Raw genomic sequence first — 16,667 nt, 5'->3', positions numbered from 1 at the left:
TGCCTCGTGAACGATTCGGGCTTGCGGCATCGGTTGATGGCGATTCTCTGCGCCGACGCGTCGGGGTATTCGCGCCGGATGGCGCAGGACGAGCTCGCCACGGTTGCCGAGCTCGATGCGGCCCGCCAGGTCTTTCGCAAGCGCGTCGCCGAACATCGCGGGCGCATTGTCGACACGGCAGGCGACTCGGTGCTGGCGGTGTTCGAGACAGTCGCCGGTGCAGTGGATGCGGCCGTGGCCATACAGCGACAGCTTGCGCACGCGGGCACTGGCCAACCCGAGGCTGCACATCTGCGCTTTCGGATCGGCATCCACCTGGGCGACGTCATCGAGAAGCCCGACGGCTCGGTCTACGGCCACGGGGTGAACGTCGCAGCGCGCATGCAGGCGCTGGCGCTCGAGGGCGGCATCTCGGTATCGGACTCGGTGCGCAATACGCTGGGCGAGCCGACCGCTCATCGCTTCGTGGACCAGGGCCAGCATGCGGTGCGCAACATCGGGCAGCCGCTGCATGCGTTTGGACTCCCCATCGAAGGGGCGGTGGCGCCGGACTCAGGAATTGCGAGGGAAGCGCCTCACTCGGCAACCACATCGGCCCCGGCCTCGGGCAATCTGCCGGCGCAGCTGCCACCGTTGTATGGACGCGCGGAGGACGTCGCGGCACTGGCCCGGCTGTTGGAGCTTCATCGCGTGGTGAGCGTGGTGGGCCCTGGAGGTATCGGCAAGACCCGGGCGGCGCAGGCGGTGGCCCACACCGTGCGCGGCACCTATGCCGACGGCGCCTGGCTTGTGGAACTGGCTCCGCTGGCAAATGCACAGTTGGTGGTGCCCACGGTGGCGCGGGTGCTCGGGCACCCCATGGCGGTGAAGGAGACCGCGCTCGCGTCCCTGGTGCAGGTGCTCAGGGACCAGCGGCTGCTGCTGGTGCTGGACAACTGTGAGCACCTGCTTGAAGCGGTTGCCGAACTGGCCGCGCAGATCGTGGCGGGCGCCCCGGGCGTGCGGCTGCTCGTCACGAGCCAGGAACCGCTGCACATTGCTCAAGAGCAGATCAGTCGGCTCAATGCCCTGGCGGTGCCCCCGAGCGCTGACGCGAGTGCAGCGCTCAGCTACGGCGCGGTGCAGCTGTTTGTCGCGCGCGCCCAGGACGTCGATTCAAGCTTCGCCGTGGACTCCGGGAACGTGGACGACGTGGTCGAGATCTGCCGGCGGCTCGATGGGATGGCACTCGCGATCGAGCTGGCCGCGGCGCGGGTGTCGCTGCTGGGAGTGCGCGGGGTGCGTCAGCGGCTGGACGAGCGGTTGAAGCTGCTGACGGCGGGCAGCCGCACAGCGCTGCCGCGGCATCAGACGCTGCGAGCGGCGCTGCAGTGGAGCCACGGGCTGCTGACGGCAGCGGAGCAGACGGTGTTCGATCGGCTCGGCGTGTTCATGGGCACGTTCTCGCTGGAGGCGGCACAGCTCGTGGCGGCCGACGAGGCGATCGATACCTGGGCGGTGCTCGATCACCTGGCCTCCCTGGTGGACAAGTCGCTGGTCCTCGTTGAGGGTGGGGAGATAAAGCGTTATCGGCTGCTCTCGAGCAGCCGGGCTTTTGCGCTGGAGCGGCTGGCCGCGGCAGGGTCGCTCGAAGCGATCCGCAGGCGCCATGCACAGGCGATCGCCGACACCTTGACCGGTGACGATCCCTTCGAGGAGACGCTGGCGCGGATGCGCCGCATTGCGCCCGATCTGGACAACGTCCGCGCGGCCGCAATCTGGGCGATGGGAGACGGTGGCGATCGTCAGATCGCCGTGGCGCTCGCCGCTGCCACCGAGAGGCTCTGGGATGCTCAGGGCTGCAACGACGAAGGTGCGCGCTTGTACCGGGCCGTCGAGCCCTGGGTGGACGAAGCGACGCCGCCTCGACTGGCGGCACGTTTCTGGTTCGTTGTCGCAAATCTGCGAATGTGGACCGACACGAAGCGTCAGGCCGAGGCGGGACTCAGGGCCGCCGAGTTGTTTCGCAGCCTGGGCGATCGATTCTGGGTGTTCAGGTCATTGGCAACAACCGTGCCCTCATTCGCATTTCTCGCCGACGGTGTTGCGGCGGAAAGAGCGCTGACCGAGATGGAGGCGCTGCTTGATCCGGCTTGGCCGTCGTGGCTGCAATTTCTCATCGCCCTTTGCAAGGCATTCTGCGAATACCTCATCGAGCGCAGGCCGGAGGAGGCACGAAAACTCGTCAACGCTGTCCTGCAGAGCCATCGTCGAGGGGACAGCTTTTTCGGGGACGCGTGTGAAAGCATGCTTCCACTTTACGACCTAGCGGCGGGCGACTTTGCGTCCGCATTGCATCGATGTGACGATCTTCTTGGCGGGTCAACGGTGATTGAAAGCACCTACAACCGCGCATATATCCTCGCTTGGCGGAGTATCGCGCTCGTTGGTCTCGGCAATCTCGAAGCGGCTGAGATCTCGTTGAGGACCGCGACGATCATGATCACGCATACGACAGGTCCGACTCTGGGGTTGTTTTGCCAGATCGCGCAGCTGCTCGCGCGTCACGGCCGCTTCTTCGAAGCAGCGAAGACGATGGCCTACATTGACAACTGCTTGGGGTCCGACCACGAACGCTTGCCCCCTGTGCCAGAGCGCTGCTACGAAGACGCCCTCGCCATCATCAAGACGGGTCTCGACACCGAGGCGCTCGGACGCCTTCGCAACGAGGGTTCCCGGCTCAGCGCGGACGAAGTGATCGCCATGGCCTTCCCGGCCCGGACGTAGCGACACGAACAGTGACAGTCGAACGATGTCTGCAGTTGGCCATGCTGTCTTGGTGCAGCGCCGGGCCGTCAACCAGAAAACTCTGTGCCCGGCGTGCAACGGATACCCGTAAGACCTACGACTTTGGCTCCAACTTCCTCACGCACCTTCGCCACGCTCGCGCCGTCCATGTGGGCCGAGAAGGCGGTACTGTCAGCGTAGAGCTCGTAGAGCATGAGCTTCTCCGAGTCCTCAGATGGAACTAGAACTTCAAACTGGAGAGTTCCCGGTTCGTCCTTCAGGCACCGATCGCGGTGAGCAAGGACAGCGCGCAATACCTCTGCTCTAGAACCTGGTTGAACCTCGATTGTTCCGATGACGGCCAGCTTTGCCATGACACGCACCTCCCATTTGAAGGAAGACCGCCAGTGTGCCGGAAATCTCGTTCGGCTCCAATCAAACGGTGCCGCGGCGAACCTCCGCGCACGGCCGCTTCTGGCAGAGGGCAGCCTATCCGCTGATCCGGCGGATCAAGCGGTGTGGTGGCCCACGTACCTGTATACGACCTTGGTAAGGCACGAGGTCTCGCTGTTCCATAGCATTCAACTAGGTTGATGCTCCAGTAGGCAACCGCGGGTGGCTGCAGCCTCGTTGGGGGGATGGCCAAAGCCGTCCGTTCGAGAAGGAGTGCAACATGGAAACGCACATCAGGACCAGTGGCCCGTGGAACAAGGGAAAGCTGATTGGCCAGAAGGCCCCGTTCAAGGCGAAGGAGGTTTGGGCCATACGTACGCACCTGCAGATGGTGAAGCGCATTCGGGACCTTGCATTGTTCAATCTAGCCTTCGACAGCAAGTTGCGCGGCTGTGACCTTGTCGCTGTGCGCGTTCGGGACGTTTGCCACGGGGATCGGGTTACCACTCGTGCGATGGTCATGCAGCGAAAGACCCAAAGGCCCGTTCAGTTCGCGAGATCACGCAGACGACCCGAGAATCTGTTGAGGCATGGATCCAGCGCGGACACTTGCGATCCGATGACTTTCTCTTTACTAGCCGAGTAGGTGCATCACCGCATCTCGGCACGCGCCAGTACGCCAGGATCGTGCACGGGTGGGTTGAAGGCATTGGCCTGGACTCGTCTTCCTATGGGACGCACTCGATGCGCCGCACGAAGGCGTCCATGATCGTCCAGCTGTTCGGCGATGTCTAAAGCGTCGTCCACTTCCGTTCCGGACGGCAGGCCTTAGTTGAGGAGCGGCGCGCCGCGCGCGCCGCCGGTGAAGCTACACGTCGATCATGGCCGGATTCTGCCGGTCGCTGCTAGAAGCCTCAACGCAAGCACTCTATCCCGAGACTTTCGAAATTTCGCGCATCCCAGCCCGCATCGCCTTCATCGCTGCTTCTGGCTCGCCATAGACGAGGTAGTGGTTGCTACTGACTGGGCACTTCAGGCCGAGCACGTTCGCTCCTACCGCGTCCGCGGGGATTGGCTCGAGCAAAGCGCGGCATCGATGGCACTGCAAGGGCCTCCCGGCAATGAACATCCGAAGGGCTTGCACGCCGTCGAGGTCGCGAACATCTAGTGGCGTGGGCATAGCGCTTGAGATTTGGAGTGGGTGCCAAAGGTCTGGTGTTGGCCGTTACCGGCTGTGGCGGCATTCTGCCTTGCGCGCGCCTTTGAATCGGAGGCCCACGCCCGCGGCCCTCCTCTCCTCGATCGAATGGTTCGCCGCCGAGCGTGGTCCGATCGCCGGGAGCCTGCGGATTTTTAGCCGCTAAAACTCCTTCGCCTGCCCGGCTTCGCCATGGGCAGCGGGCGTGCACGCGCGCGACGAGGCTGCTCGCCCACAGCGGCGGCTGGGCAACCGGCGAGTAGTGACAGGTGAATCGAGTCCCGTACCTGGAGGGGGGCCAGGCTCAGCGAGCGGCGCCGGGCGGGCGCGAGTTCAAACTAAGCTGCAAATAATTCAAGTGTCGATCAGCGCCAATGATCGTTCCGCCAACCGTTGCGCATCAAGGTGTTAGGCGCCGGTTCCGCACGCTACCTTGAACCCGCTGTCCACCACACTTTGAATTTTCGGGCGGGTTTTTCAACATAGATTGAATTTTCGGGTTGCCAGGCCGCACGACCTGGTTGCGGGCTGGCTGGCGCTGCCGACGACCGCTTACCGGCAATCATGGTGTTCGCTGGCGGGCTGGAATGGTCCCCAATGCAGACATCGATCGCGCAATCGCCTTCGGCGGCTCACTCAATTGCCGATACTCCTGGAAAGCTCTGCAGCTCTCTTGGTCGCTGCTACGATCGCCGACTCCAGCGCTGCCTGTGTTCTTGCTACGTCGAGCCGTGCACTCAGGGCTTCTAAGAAGGCCGCCAAGCCGTCCAGCCGTCGGCAGCTCGCCTACCGTTCAACGCCGGCGTCAAAGACCTTTCGCAAGGTCAAGGTACCTCTTCGTTTCTTCAGCCCAGAATGTGGCAATCTCGTTTGGGGTCGCGCGCACCGCCGGCGAAATTCCCTGCTCGATGGTCCATTGGACAAACGCCGGCGAAGTCACCACGCTATAAATGGTCCCCCCGAGTTCGGCTGCCTCCTTCTCGGGCGTGTCGGCCGTGACGAAGAATCCGCCCCAGATCGAGAAATTGAAGTCTTTGAAGCCGTCAAACTCGGCAATTGCCGGGATTCCGGGGAAGGTTTGAAGCCTGTCGCGCGTCAACACAGCAAGGTGCTTCAGCTGCCCGGCCTTGACCATCTGCTGGTAGCCCGGCGTCATCGGGAGAAAGGCGATGTCCAATTGGTTTCCTATCAGGTCCTGGACGGCGGCCGAACCACCCTTGTACGGGATGTGAGTCATCTCTGTTCCCAGGCGTTTCGCAAAACTGGCACCCACCAGATGAAAGAGGGACCCGTTCCCAGAACTTCCATACGACAATGGCGCGCTGCCCGATCGCTTTGCTAACGCAAGCAGCTCGCGCATGTCGTTCGCCGGAAGGCCAGGCCTGGCGAACACGTTCAATGGCGCGTCGCCGGTCTTCGCCACAAGCTTAAAATCGGTCGGCTTGTAGCGCAGTCCCGGTATAAGCAATGGTGCCATCACCAATTCCTGAGCGGAAGCGAACAGCACCCTCTTAGCGCCGTCCTTCTGCAGCAACTTTTGCGCTGCAATTGAACCACTACCGCCGCCCAGGTTTTCAACAATCACTGGCTGGTTGAGGGCGGCAGCAAGTTCCGGTTGCAACTTTCTGGCCGTGACATCGTACGGGGTTCCTGGTGGGGTTGGCAGGACCATCACCAGTGTGCCGCTTCTGCCAACTTGGGCCGCGGAGGATGCCGCAGCGGCGACGAGCAAAGTCCCGATGATTGCGCGCATGCTAGAAAATCTCATGATGTCTCCTTAAAGTGGTTAGAGGCTGCCGGGGCAGGGAATCCTTCCCTAACCCGGGCCCTTCTCATATCCGTGCGGATGGATGGGGTGGCTCGGGGGGCCTGCAACGATGCGGTTGCGGGTTCCGCCGAGGCCTTCGACCTTCGTGGTCACGACATCGCCAGGCTGCAGTGGGGGAAGGTGTCCCCAACCGTGTCGGCCCCAGAGTTCAGCCAGACACCCGCCTTGGCAGGTGCCGGATCCCAGGAGGTCCCCAGGTCGGATGACGGTGCCACGGGAGGCGTATGCGGCCAAGGCAGGGAAGGACCAGGCCATGTTGTTGAGGCGGTCGCTCCCCAGGAGCTCGTCGTTGACCCAGACCTGCATCTCCAGATCGAAGGACGGCCCCGCCCGGTAGGGACGTAGTTCGTCGGCAGTGACGAACACAGAGCCCAAAGCAGTGGCGGTGTCCTTGCCCTTGGCGGGCCCCAGGTGCATCCGCATCTCGTGGAACTGGACATCGCGAGCGGAGAAGTCGTTGAGGGCCACGTACCCGGCGATGTGGTCCTCGGCCTCCTCCGTGGTGAGGTTGGACCCGGCACGTCCCACCACAGCGGCAACTTCGAGCTCGTAGTCGAACAGCTTGCAGCCCGGGGGAACGGGGACGTCGTCGTGCGGCCCGGTGATCGCGTAGGGATTAGAGAAGTAGAAGGTCGGGATCTCGTAGAACTCCGGCGGTAGTCCGGCCGTCGGGTCGAGCAGCTTCATACCGCCCACGATGTGCTCGGGGAAAGTGGAAAAGTCCCGAAAGGTCGGTGGGTCCAAGGGCGCCATCAAGTGGGCATCCGCCAGCGACCGGCGCTTCCCAGTGCGACGGGCCTGGTCACCGACGTCGTGGATCAAGCCGTCGGTGGCCAGAAGTGCGGCCAGCTCCAGCCCGTGAGGCATGTCCGCGATAGTCTCTTCGTCGAGTTGGACGGCCAGGGCGGGCCCGTTCGCGGTGCGGTGCCGAACGATCTTCATGAAGCCTCTCTTCTTTTCTAGTGGCGCTGGGATCGCAGGCGATCGGCACGACATGAGCGACCACAGTCGGTGTCGCTGGGGTCTCGCCGACGCCGCGGCATCTATCAGTCGTCCTCTGCCTCGGGCAGAAGAGCGCCGTTTTCGAGAGTCTGGTAGCCGGGGACAGCGACCAGTCCCATCGCCGCAGCCTCGAACGGTTCGCCAGTGGCCTTGGCCCACGCGTGGCCAAGGGCGAGCAGCAGCTCCTTCTTCATTGCCTCAGGGCGCTCTCGGATGAGCCCGACCATTCGTGCGCCGGGGAGGAGGTTGCCTCCCTGCCACAGGCAATCCTCGGGCACCTCGACGAAGGTGCAGTTGACATAGTTCGCAGGTGCGCCGGTGACCCTGCAGTGAGCCTCCGTGATGGCCTCAGCGATCTCCTTCTTCCGGAGGGCACTCGTGGATCCGGCCGTGACGGTGAACTGGTAATTCGGCATAAAACTCCTTCTGTGGGTTAGTAGGGGAAAGGGACTGCGGACTGCGGTTGCGCAGCAGGGCTGGTGAGCAGACCCGTCCGCGCTTTCTCACGGCTCATGGACAGGCTGCGAGGGAGACAAGGAACAGGGCGGCGAGGTAAACGGTGGCCATCCACACGCCGTAGTTGTCGATGCGCACGGCTGCGATGGTGTGAGGTGTCAGCGGGACCTCTGGTCATGGCGCGGCCCTGCCCTAGCGATCGTCGTCGGCGGTCAGCGATTGCAGCCGGGCGGGCGGGTTCTCCACGAACTGGGCACGCCCCTGACCAAGCGACATGTCGTCTAGCCCGAGTCCCACCAAACCAATCATCACGTCGTCCGGTCGAACCTGGCACCGCTCTTCGAGTAGTTCGGCGATGCGGGCGAACAACGCCTGCTTGACCGCGGTTTCCCGGCCCCGTCCCAGCATGATCTCGATGAACATGTACCCGTCTGTACGTTCAATCCCAGGCCAGCTGGGGTCGTAGATGAGTTCGCCAGGGCCGCAGTGGTTGATGACCTGAAAGTTGTCGCCCTCGGGGATCCCGATGATCTCGCGCATCGCGTCGTACACACATCGACCGATCTGTTGAGCACGTTCGGTGGTGGTCTTCATGAGAGAGATTCGGACGAGCGGCATGTTGCCTCCTGGCAGGTGAGTGATGAGCTGTGTAAGTCCAGAGATACCGAGCTCTTCTGTGGGCCCGTCGGGACGGCTGCGCACATCAAAAGCTGAAGATTCCTCAACGCGGATCGAATAATATCGGCGAGATTGCGAAAAATCAATATTTTTCTACAAAGTAGGTAATGTAGAAAAATGGTATGCTCCTTGCATGACAGCAGTTTTGTCCAGTGGGAACGATGACACCGGGAGCCTTACGTACTCCACATATAGACAGCTGCGTGCCGACATCCTGGCCGGCCGGCTTCCGCCCGGCGAGAAGTTGAAGATCCAGGACTTGGCACAGCGACTGGGCGTGAGCCCCTCGCTGGTCCGAGAGGCGCTGTCGCGGCTGACTGCGGAGAACGTAGTCATCGCGACTCCTCAACGCGGTTTCCGAGTGACGCCCATCACGGCAGAGGATGTCCAGGACCTCACGCGTGCGCGTATCGAGATTGAGATGGTGTGCCTGCGCCGCTCACTGGAGCGGGGGGACGTCTCCTGGGAAGCGAACATCCTTGCGGCTGTCCACCAGCTGGTCCGAACGCATCCAGAGCCGGGCCCCGTCGACGAGGCCTGGGCTGGCGTCCATGCGGAATTTCACCGGGCTCTGGTGCAAGCCTGTGACAGCAAGTGGCTTCTGCAGGTGCGCGAGCAGCTCTTCGTGCAAGCCGAACGCTATCGGTGGATCAACTTGCACATGTCTCCAGAGAGTCGCGACTTGCGAGATGAGCACAGCGAGATTGCCGATGCCGCCATTCGGAGGGACATCGCAACGACCTCCGCGCTGATGGAGCAGCACTTGCGGCTGACGGAAACGATGACGCTCCAGGCGCTGGCCTCGGCGAGGTTCGAAAAGGAAGCGGCCATGGGCAATCTGCGTGAACGGAATTACAAGATCGCCGCGTGAGCGGCTCCCATTAATCATGCCTCGCAAGTTCGTCGACCTGTCGATCGAACAGATCGCGTCCTTCTTTCCTGGCTTGAGAAAGAAGACCTGCCCGACGGCCAAGCTGGGCAGTCGAAGTCGTACAACTCTCCACCTGTTGTCACCAGCGAGAACTGACCCTCATTCGACGTCTGTGCCGCTGGGTTCTGACCCACGGTGTGATCGTCCATAGCACGATCCTTCGAGTGCCAGGGGCTCGAAAACTTGGCAATCGCGATGGGTCAGTTGATCGGAGGGCCCCGCCCCCGGCACTTCTCTCCTCGATTCGAGGTATTCGCCGCCGAGCGTGATCCGATCGCCGGGAGCCTGCGGATTCTTAGCCGTTAAAACACCTTCGCATGCTCGGCTTCGCCCATGGTCCGCAGGCGTGCACGCGGCGACCAGGCTGCTCGCCCACAGCGGCCCGCCGCCGCCCGGTGCGCGCCGGGCGGGCGCGAATTCAAACTAAGCTGCAAAAAATTCAAGGTAGGTTGAAAACCGATGTCGATCAGCGCCCATGACGGACCGCCGATCGTTGCGCATCAAGGTGTTAGGCGCCGGTTCCGCACGCTACCTCGAACCCGCTGTTCACCACACTTTGAATTTTCGGGCGAGTTTTTCACCATAGATTGAATTTTTCGGTTGCCGGCCGCATGACCTGGTCGCGGGTGTCAGTGTCAGTTCGGTTTCAGAGGCTCATGCTCATGCTTTGGCGACACGATTGTTAACCGGGGAGCATGCGTCCAGCATATTCGCGCGAGACAACCGCTAGCGCAATTGCCAAGGTGACAACCAAAGCTGTGACCCAAACCCTTCTGGACAATGGAGCATGTGTTTGCTGCAACCAGACGTAGTTCGTCAAGAACGCACCCGTTATGACACCTCCCGGTAGGCACAAGAGCACAAAGCGCAGCCAAGTACTAAACGGCTCCCACCGCCAAGTATCAGTCATGAGCCAGCCATGGAAGGGGGGCCAGAGCGCCCTAAGCACCCCAATACCAACCGCGAATGCAATCGCAAAGATAAGTGCTAGTTGGACAAACATTGCAAACCACCGCTGCATGGACGATCTCATTTCTCTTGGCTTCTTTGCAGTGCATCTTTAATTGAGTTGCCGGTTGGCTCTTGAGCGCCACTCGAAAACACGTTGTCCGCCATCCCCGGGATCGCACTTGGGGCTGGCGCAGCCGACGACCGCTTTCTGGCAATCATGATTTCCGCTGACGGGCAGGAATGGGCCCACTAGAGACATTCACCGCGCTCCCAAGCGGACGATGGCCGGCGCTGCCCGTCGGTGTATGCCGCCGACCACACACGAAACGCCAGCGCGTCGCTTCACGATGAATGCTTGTTCTCGCGTTTGCATCACACAGGTGACAGACCAGGTCCATAGCGATCCAGCTTGAGCTCTTCACGAGTGCCGCAAAGCGTGGCTCCGCGCGCAAGCCTGTCCAGTGGGGATCGTCTTTCAAAAAAGCCACACGGGTTTCTTTCGCTCTGAAAGCCTGCTCCAGGGCCGTGAGCGCCGGCCCCACCTCACCGAGTGCCGCATGCAACGATGCGATCGACGTCGGTGCGACGAATCGCCTCTTGGATTCATCCAACAACTGGTTCAGGATCAACCGAGTCTCTCCGGTTTTCCCAAGATGCGCCAACTGCACGCCCAGCACAGACCAGGCGCGGGATGCATCGGATAGTGTTACGGCACGCCTGATTTCAGCTATGCCCTGTTCCGGACGCTGCTCGGCCACATGGAGCAACCCCATCGCCATATTGGTCAGCCAAAGATCGGGGGCAATATCGAGCGACCGATTGGGCGACCTGGCGGCGCTCGGCCTGGTCGAACGCCGGCACGGCTGCGGCACTTTCGTGCGAGGCGAGCCTGGGCAGCTGCGGCCCGTGCCAAGCCTCAGCGTGATCGACAGCCTGCGCAGGCATTGAGCTCGTCGAAGCTCGCGAAGCGCCGCTCACGCGCGTCGATCTAGATGCGCCGACGGCTGTCCTGGACGTTCTTCTCGACGACCCCCTTCTCCCACCCCGAGGCCACGTTGCAGAAGTCAGGGTCGTACAGGTAATGCGCGCACATCACCGAGAAGCGTGCGTTGACGGTGCGGCCCTTGCCCTTGTGCACCTTGTCCACGGCGGTGCGCATGTTGTCGTAGATCCCGCGGCGCGCCACACCGCCCAGCGCGGCGCAGGACCTGGTGTGGGCATCGAACAGCATCTCGTGGCCCTGACTCGGGTAGGCCACCAGCCAGAACGCCCGGCTCGCGCACCAGCTTCATGCGCGCGACCTGCAGCTTGCGGTAGATCCCGCCGATCACCAGCGCCTCGTCGCTCCAGTCGAACTGGAACGCCTCGCCCAGCTCAAAGGTCAGCGGCACGAACGCCTTGCCGACCGCCACACCGCCTTGCTGCGCTCGCCACGCACGGATGAAGTCGGTCAGTTGGATATAGCCGCCTTCGTAGCCAGCCTCGGCGATCTGCTGCAGTAGCGCCTTGGCGGTTCGCCGCTCCTTGCGGGCGCGGCGCGCGTCGGCCAACAACGCCATCTTCACCGTCTCGACGAACGGTGCCAGCTTCGTCGATGCCGCCTTGCGTCGGTACTTCGGCGGCTCCGCCGCGGGGGTGCGCAGGTACTTGCTGCACTGTGTTGCGCGACAGGCTCGTCGACCTCACGATCTCGCGCACCGACTTCTTCTCGCGGTGGTGCATCCGCAGGACCTTGCCAATCATGGCCATGGTGATCACTCCTCATACCCCCACCGCTAAAAAAAGCAGCAGGGTAGGCTGAACACCCGGGTCAAATTGGAAGCGGCACAACTCTCACAGGTGGGTCAATTTTCGGCTGGCGCCAAAAGGCCAAGCTCTTGTCCGGTGGCAGTTGGTTGTCGATGCGTGCGCGAGCAAGCCGGCGCGTCTCGCGCTCGTTGACCTCCTGCCCCGAGCAGCACGCCAAGGAAGCGTTCCGCCGGCCAGCCTTCGCGGTTGGACTGCTCGGCCAGGTTGGCCCACAGCCGCTTCATCGTGGGAAGTCTCAGTTCTCCCAGCATGAGGGGCAGGCGCGCTGCATCGGCCGCGGTCCGGGTGGATGCGATCGTGTTCATGCGACCTCCAGCAGGTCGTCGTACACCGCGGTGGCCGGAAGCATGACCTCCACGAACGGCATCAGTGCCGGACGGGGCGCGAACTGCGCCCGCAGCACATCGATGTCGGGGAGTTCGTTGCGCTCGCCCAGGGCGCTGAGGATCGCGGCGAGCTCGGCCACCACATTGGCCCGATCAGCCAGATCGAGCAGATTCACCATCAACCGGCAAGCCTCCCGCTCGCTCAGTCGCTGGCTCATGCGTTCCCAGGTTTGGGCGTACTCGCTGCGCGGGAACATTGCATCGCGCAGCATCCATCGGGCGAAGGCTCCGGGCTTGCGCCGCAGCGACGGGAGCATGTGACGCCAGTCGATGCGCTTGGGATGCTTGATTTGGATGCTGCTGCGCAACCGCTCGCACTCGAACACCTTCACGCCACCCAGCCAGGCTTCGAGGTGCGCGCTGTAGAGCCGTACCTTCAGCCGATGGCCGACCAGCCTGGACGGCACGCTGTAGTGGGCGGCCTTGATGCTGATCAGGCCGAACTTGCTGACCCGCGCGTCGACCTCTTCGAAGTCCACCGTCCGTCGAGCGGGCAAAGGACGAAGGCTGGCACGCTCGATCTCCCAGGTCCGAGCACAACGCGCGTTCAACCGCCGCACGGTATCTGCGACGAACTGACCGTAACCCTCGATGCTCGCGAACTCACGTGTGCCGCGCAGCAGCAGCGACTGATCCAGTGCGGTCTTCAGGCTGCCCTGGCGCGCTTCGATCGAACCATTCTCGTGGCTCACGCCCGGATTGTTGCGGCTCGCGCACAGCTCGCGGTAGCGGGCGGTGAGTTCCTCCTGCTCGGCTAAGTTGTTGAACGCCGCCGACAGGCTGTCGGTGCGATGCTCTTCGGGCACGCCGCCGGCCATCCATAGCGCCTCCTGAAGCCCGCTCGCCAATGCCTGGAAGCTCTCTCCGCCAAGCACGATGCGCGCATGACGCCAGCCGCTGTGCGCGAACGCAAACTGGTACAGCCGGTGCGGCAAGACCACGCCGACGATGGTGATGGCCAACTCGTCGCACACAGTTAAGTCCGACAGGCCGAGCCGGCCAGGCTGATGCTCCTGGGCGAAGAAGATCTCGCGATCGCCACCGTGCTCGGCGCGCCACTGCCGCACTCTGCGCTGCAGGGTGCGCAAAACCGCGCCGTAAAAGCGCTGTGGTTATCGAAGCTGCAGTTCCTCCAGCACCGTCACCGCCATCAGCCCCGGGGCCGCCTCCAACATCGGCACGACCTCCACCGTCCACACCTCAGTCAACGGATCGGCGCGCGTGCGCCATGTCCGCGCAGGGTTCTGGGAGGGAAGCAGAACCGTCGATTCGATCCGGCGCGCGCTGGCCACACGGGAAGCGGCTGGGGTGAGGGAGGTCGGAAGTGCGAGATTTCACGTTTTGATTCTAGACGCCTCGTCCATTCGCGATGAGCAGGATCTCTGCGGGTTAACACCGATAACCAGGCAGCTAACACCGTTTACCATTGGTCGATCGAAAGGGCATTCACATGGCATCAATCGTGTACGAGAAGGACGGCATAGTTGGCATCGTGTTATTGGCGAAGCCGCCGCACAACCTCATGGACAACGCCATGCTGGATGTGCCCGCGAGTGGCTATGCCAGGGCTGTCGGCGAAGGCTGTCGCGCCGTGCTCCTGCGCAGTTCCATGCGCCACGTCTGCGCCGGCGTAGAGCTGGGAACGATCGCCGGCGGTACCTGGGACCAGGACGCTTCAAAAGCGACGTGGGAGTCGCTCAAAAACGTCCCGATTGCGGCCGACACAGCCTCGTTCGGCATGGCGGAGGCGTCACTCGGCCTACTTCCACTGCTGGGCGGCGTTCAACGTGTGGTGCAGCGGGCAAATGTTGCCCGAGCCAAGGAAATGGCGATGCTGGGCCGCTACAGGATCCGAGCACGCTCGAGCACTGGTAGGTCATCAGCCAGGTCGTGCCCGCGTCGGAAATTCACACCATATCCCGCCGCATCCATCTCGCTAGCGTACTGCGCTACCGGGCTTCTCCACCCTCGCAAATTTGAAGTTCAAAACGGGAGTTGATAGATGGGCAACGCGAATGCAGAAATTGGCACCACGGTGCGAGCCGGTGGCATCGGCACCAATCTTCACGATGTCGGAAGCGGCCAGCCGGTAGTCCTGATTCACGGCTCGGGTCCTGGCGTCACCGCCTGGGCGAACTGGCGAACGATCCTCCCGGAACTGTCGAAGACCCGCCGAGTTGTCGCTCCAGACCTCGTGGGCTTTGGGTTTACCGAGCGGCCGGCAGGAATCTCGTACGGCCTTCAAACCTGGGTGGACCACGTGATCGGGGTTTTGGACGCGCTGGAACTCGATCGTGTGGATCTGGTTGGAAATTCACTCGGCGGTGCCGTAGCGCTCGCGCTCGCCATCAAGTTTCCGCAGAGGGTTCGCCGGTTAGTGTTAATGGGTTCCGGTGGACCCAAGAGCACGATTACCGAGGGGCTGGAGGCAGTGTGGGGTTATGAACCGTCCGTGGCCAATATGCGGGTCGTGCTGGATTACCTCGCGTACGACCGTAGCCGGGTTACGGATGACTTGGCCAAGCTGCGCTATGAAGCCAGCGTCAGACCCGGACATCAGGAGTCATTTGCTGCCATGTTCCCGAGCCCGAGGCAGGTGCGGCTTGATGAACTCTCAATCCCCGACCACGAGCTACAGACCATCCCGCACGAAACCTTGTTGGTGCACGGTAGAGAAGACCAAGTGATCCCGGTGGAAACGTCGATTCGGCTGAATCGGCTCCTTAAGTCGTCCCAACTGCATGTTTTCGGCAAGTGCGGGCATTGGGTGCAGATTGAGCAAACACGAGGATTCATCAGCCAGGTCGAGAATTTTCTCTCCGCAGAGTGAATGCGCACGTCGGGTCCTCTGCGATTTCGAAATGATTTGGTGAGCGGTAAGTTGACAGTAAACCAGGAGACGACGATGAGTCACAACGATACACGACCTATCAAGCTGAAGAAAACATGGCGAGACAGTGACATTCAGGCACTGGTACGCGATGACACCGGTCGCCTCGACCCGCGCATCTATACCGATGAAGATCTCTACCAGCTAGAGCTGGAACGGGTTTTTGGTCGCTCGTGGCTGTTGCTCGGGCACGAAACCCAGATCAGCAAACCGGGGGACTACATCACCAACTACATGGGAGAGGACCCGGTCCTGGTAGTACGTCAGAAGGACGGCACCATTGCCGTCTTCCTGAATCAATGCCGCCACCGCGGCATGCGTATTTGCCGCGCGGATTCCGGAAACGCGAAGGCATTCACGTGCAGCTACCACGGCTGGGCCTACGACACGGCCGGTAATCTGGTCAACGTCCCCTTTGAAGAGGAAGCGTTTTCGTCGTGTCTAGACAAAAAGGAGTGGAGCCCGCTGAAGGCGCGCGTCGAGACGTACAAGGGGCTAATCTTCGCCAACTGGGACAACGACGCCCCCGACCTGATCACATATCTGGGTGATTCCAGGTTCTATATGGACCACATGCTGGATCGCACCGAGGCAGGTACCGAAGCGATTCCAGGTGTGCAGAAGTGGGTCATTCCGTGCAACTGGAAATTCGCGGCAGAACAGTTCTGCAGCGACATGTATCACGCAGGCACGACTTCGCACCTGTCCGGCATTCTCGCCGGCTTACCCGAGGGCGTTGAGCTTGCAGACCTTGCACCGCCGACGGTCGGCAAGCAGTACCGGGCCAAGTGGGGGGGGCACGGTTCAGGCTTCTATATTGGCGATCCCAATCTTCTGATTGCCATCTCGGGGCCGAAAATCGCGAGCTACTGGACCCAAGGTCCCGCGGCCGAGAAGGCTGCTCAACGCTTGGGCAGTGTTGAGCGTGGGACCCGGGTCATGGCGCAGCATATGACCGTTTTTCCCACCTGCTCCTTCCTCCCTGGGATCAACACAATTCGCACATGGCATCCCCGTGGGCCGAACGAGGTGGAAGTCTGGGCGTTCACGATCGTCGACGCGGACGCACCCGACGATATCAAGGAAGAGTTCCGCCGCCAGTCGTCGCGTACTTTCTCGGCAGGGGGGGTATTCGAGCAGGACGACGGAGAAAACTGGGTGGAGATCCAGCATATCTTGCGCGGTACCAAGGCGCGTAGTCGCCCCTTCAATATGGAAATGGGGCTTGGCAAGGTCACGGAAGGTGATCCCGAATACCCCGGGCAAATCAGCTATGTCTATAGCGAAGAGGCCGCGCGCGGGCTCTACACCCAATGGGCGCGGATGATGATCTCCCCGGACTGGGCCGCACTGAACGCTACACGCTGAATCGGTCGACG

12 protein-coding genes and 3 pseudogenes are annotated in these 16,667 nt (G+C 62.2%); 6 read left to right on the top strand and 9 right to left on the bottom strand.

The window, feature by feature from the left end; all coding sequences use genetic code 11:
- Window positions 1-6: 6 nt before the first annotated feature.
- Window positions 7-2,766, top strand: a complete 2,760-nt coding sequence (locus AC3A6B_RS18935) for an adenylate/guanylate cyclase domain-containing protein (protein WP_487838209.1) — start codon at window positions 7-9, stop codon at window positions 2,764-2,766.
- Between the two features lie 68 nt (window positions 2,767-2,834).
- Here the strand turns inward: AC3A6B_RS18935 and AC3A6B_RS18930 are convergent, their stop codons facing one another.
- Window positions 2,835-3,140 (bottom strand): putative quinol monooxygenase, encoded by a 306-nt coding sequence (locus tag AC3A6B_RS18930; RefSeq protein ID WP_487838208.1) that lies wholly within the window; start codon window positions 3,138-3,140, stop codon window positions 2,835-2,837.
- Between the two features lie 299 nt (window positions 3,141-3,439).
- Between AC3A6B_RS18930 and AC3A6B_RS18925 the strand changes: the two are divergent.
- Window positions 3,440-3,930 (top strand): annotated as a pseudogene (locus tag AC3A6B_RS18925) (tyrosine-type recombinase/integrase); the annotation flags it as partial.
- Window positions 3,931-5,162: 1,232 nt separating this feature from the next.
- On the opposite strand, the gene AC3A6B_RS18920 reads toward AC3A6B_RS18925, so the two are convergent.
- The 4 genes from AC3A6B_RS18920 to AC3A6B_RS18905 all read right to left on the bottom strand — a co-directional run bounded on the left by AC3A6B_RS18920 (window position 5,163) and on the right by AC3A6B_RS18905 (window position 8,237).
- A complete protein-coding gene (locus AC3A6B_RS18920; protein WP_487838207.1) occupies window positions 5,163-6,125 on the bottom strand; it encodes a tripartite tricarboxylate transporter substrate binding protein in 963 nt (320 codons plus the stop codon).
- 48 nt (window positions 6,126-6,173) lie between these two features.
- Window positions 6,174-7,127 carry a fumarylacetoacetate hydrolase family protein gene (locus AC3A6B_RS18915; RefSeq protein WP_487838206.1) on the bottom strand — a complete coding sequence of 318 codons (954 nt, stop codon included), beginning with the start codon at window positions 7,125-7,127 and terminating at the stop codon, window positions 6,174-6,176.
- A 104-nt stretch (window positions 7,128-7,231) separates the two neighbouring features.
- Window positions 7,232-7,603: a tautomerase family protein gene (locus tag AC3A6B_RS18910; protein ID WP_487838205.1), complete on the bottom strand. Its 372-nt coding sequence runs from the start codon at window positions 7,601-7,603 to the stop codon at window positions 7,232-7,234.
- Window positions 7,604-7,835: 232 nt separating this feature from the next.
- Window positions 7,836-8,237, bottom strand: coding sequence for a tautomerase family protein (locus tag AC3A6B_RS18905; protein ID WP_487838204.1), 402 nt, complete (start codon window positions 8,235-8,237; stop codon window positions 7,836-7,838).
- A gap of 217 nt (window positions 8,238-8,454) precedes the next feature.
- Between AC3A6B_RS18905 and AC3A6B_RS18900 the strand changes: the two genes are divergently transcribed.
- A complete protein-coding gene (locus AC3A6B_RS18900) occupies window positions 8,455-9,192 on the top strand; it encodes a GntR family transcriptional regulator (protein ID WP_487838203.1) in 738 nt (245 codons plus the stop codon).
- A 1,226-nt stretch (window positions 9,193-10,418) separates the two neighbouring features.
- On the opposite strand, the gene AC3A6B_RS18895 is transcribed toward AC3A6B_RS18900, so the two are convergent.
- The 4 genes and pseudogenes from AC3A6B_RS18895 to AC3A6B_RS18880 all read right to left on the bottom strand — a co-directional run.
- On the bottom strand, window positions 10,419-10,976 hold the full coding sequence (locus tag AC3A6B_RS18895; protein WP_487838202.1) for a tetratricopeptide repeat protein: 558 nt from the start codon (window positions 10,974-10,976) through the stop codon (window positions 10,419-10,421).
- A gap of 146 nt (window positions 10,977-11,122) precedes the next feature.
- Window positions 11,123-11,952: pseudogene (gene istA / locus AC3A6B_RS18890) on the bottom strand (IS21 family transposase); the annotation flags it as partial.
- A 95-nt stretch (window positions 11,953-12,047) separates the two neighbouring features.
- Window positions 12,048-12,317 (bottom strand): hypothetical protein, encoded by a 270-nt coding sequence (locus tag AC3A6B_RS18885; RefSeq protein ID WP_487838201.1) that lies wholly within the window; start codon window positions 12,315-12,317, stop codon window positions 12,048-12,050.
- Window positions 12,314-13,690 (bottom strand): annotated as a pseudogene (locus tag AC3A6B_RS18880) (Mu transposase domain-containing protein); the annotation flags it as partial. The gene AC3A6B_RS18885 and the pseudogene AC3A6B_RS18880, both read right to left, overlap by 4 nt.
- A gap of 158 nt (window positions 13,691-13,848) precedes the next feature.
- On the opposite strand from AC3A6B_RS18880, the gene AC3A6B_RS18875 reads away from it, so the two are divergent.
- The 3 genes from AC3A6B_RS18875 to AC3A6B_RS18865 all read left to right on the top strand — a co-directional run bounded on the left by AC3A6B_RS18875 (window position 13,849) and on the right by AC3A6B_RS18865 (window position 16,656).
- Entirely contained in the window at window positions 13,849-14,397 is a 549-nt protein-coding gene (locus AC3A6B_RS18875) for a Clp protease/crotonase-like domain-containing protein (RefSeq protein ID WP_487838200.1), read from the top strand.
- A gap of 3 nt (window positions 14,398-14,400) precedes the next feature.
- Window positions 14,401-15,228 (top strand): alpha/beta fold hydrolase, encoded by an 828-nt coding sequence (locus AC3A6B_RS18870; protein WP_487838199.1) that lies wholly within the window; start codon window positions 14,401-14,403, stop codon window positions 15,226-15,228.
- 75 nt (window positions 15,229-15,303) lie between these two features.
- On the top strand, window positions 15,304-16,656 hold the full coding sequence (locus AC3A6B_RS18865; protein ID WP_487838198.1) for an aromatic ring-hydroxylating dioxygenase subunit alpha: 1,353 nt from the start codon (window positions 15,304-15,306) through the stop codon (window positions 16,654-16,656).
- Window positions 16,657-16,667 lie beyond the last annotated feature (11 nt).

It is taken from the genome of Variovorax sp. Soil_C_33, from assembly GCF_057656935.1.
The sequence above is the reverse complement of the archived record's forward strand: the minus strand, read 5'-3'. Positions and strand labels throughout refer to the sequence as shown.

What these genes read in the sequence shown, in the direction of transcription:
- AC3A6B_RS18930 (WP_487838208.1), bottom strand. Translation starts at nt 3,140, where the DNA reads ATGGCAAAGCTGGCCGTCATCGGAACAATCGAGGTTCAACCAGGTTCT.
- AC3A6B_RS18920 (WP_487838207.1), bottom strand. Translation starts at nt 6,125, where the DNA reads ATGAGATTTTCTAGCATGCGCGCAATCATCGGGACTTTGCTCGTCGCC.
- AC3A6B_RS18915 (WP_487838206.1), bottom strand. Translation starts at nt 7,127, where the DNA reads ATGAAGATCGTTCGGCACCGCACCGCGAACGGGCCCGCCCTGGCCGTC.
- AC3A6B_RS18910 (WP_487838205.1), bottom strand. Translation starts at nt 7,603, where the DNA reads ATGCCGAATTACCAGTTCACCGTCACGGCCGGATCCACGAGTGCCCTC.
- AC3A6B_RS18905 (WP_487838204.1), bottom strand. Translation starts at nt 8,237, where the DNA reads ATGAAGACCACCACCGAACGTGCTCAACAGATCGGTCGATGTGTGTAC.
- AC3A6B_RS18900 (WP_487838203.1), top strand. Translation starts at nt 8,455, where the DNA reads ATGACAGCAGTTTTGTCCAGTGGGAACGATGACACCGGGAGCCTTACG.
- AC3A6B_RS18895 (WP_487838202.1), bottom strand. Translation starts at nt 10,976, where the DNA reads ATGGGGTTGCTCCATGTGGCCGAGCAGCGTCCGGAACAGGGCATAGCT.
- AC3A6B_RS18885 (WP_487838201.1), bottom strand. Translation starts at nt 12,317, where the DNA reads ATGAACACGATCGCATCCACCCGGACCGCGGCCGATGCAGCGCGCCTG.
- AC3A6B_RS18875 (WP_487838200.1), top strand. Translation starts at nt 13,849, where the DNA reads ATGGCATCAATCGTGTACGAGAAGGACGGCATAGTTGGCATCGTGTTA.
- AC3A6B_RS18870 (WP_487838199.1), top strand. Translation starts at nt 14,401, where the DNA reads ATGGGCAACGCGAATGCAGAAATTGGCACCACGGTGCGAGCCGGTGGC.
- AC3A6B_RS18865 (WP_487838198.1), top strand. Translation starts at nt 15,304, where the DNA reads ATGAGTCACAACGATACACGACCTATCAAGCTGAAGAAAACATGGCGA.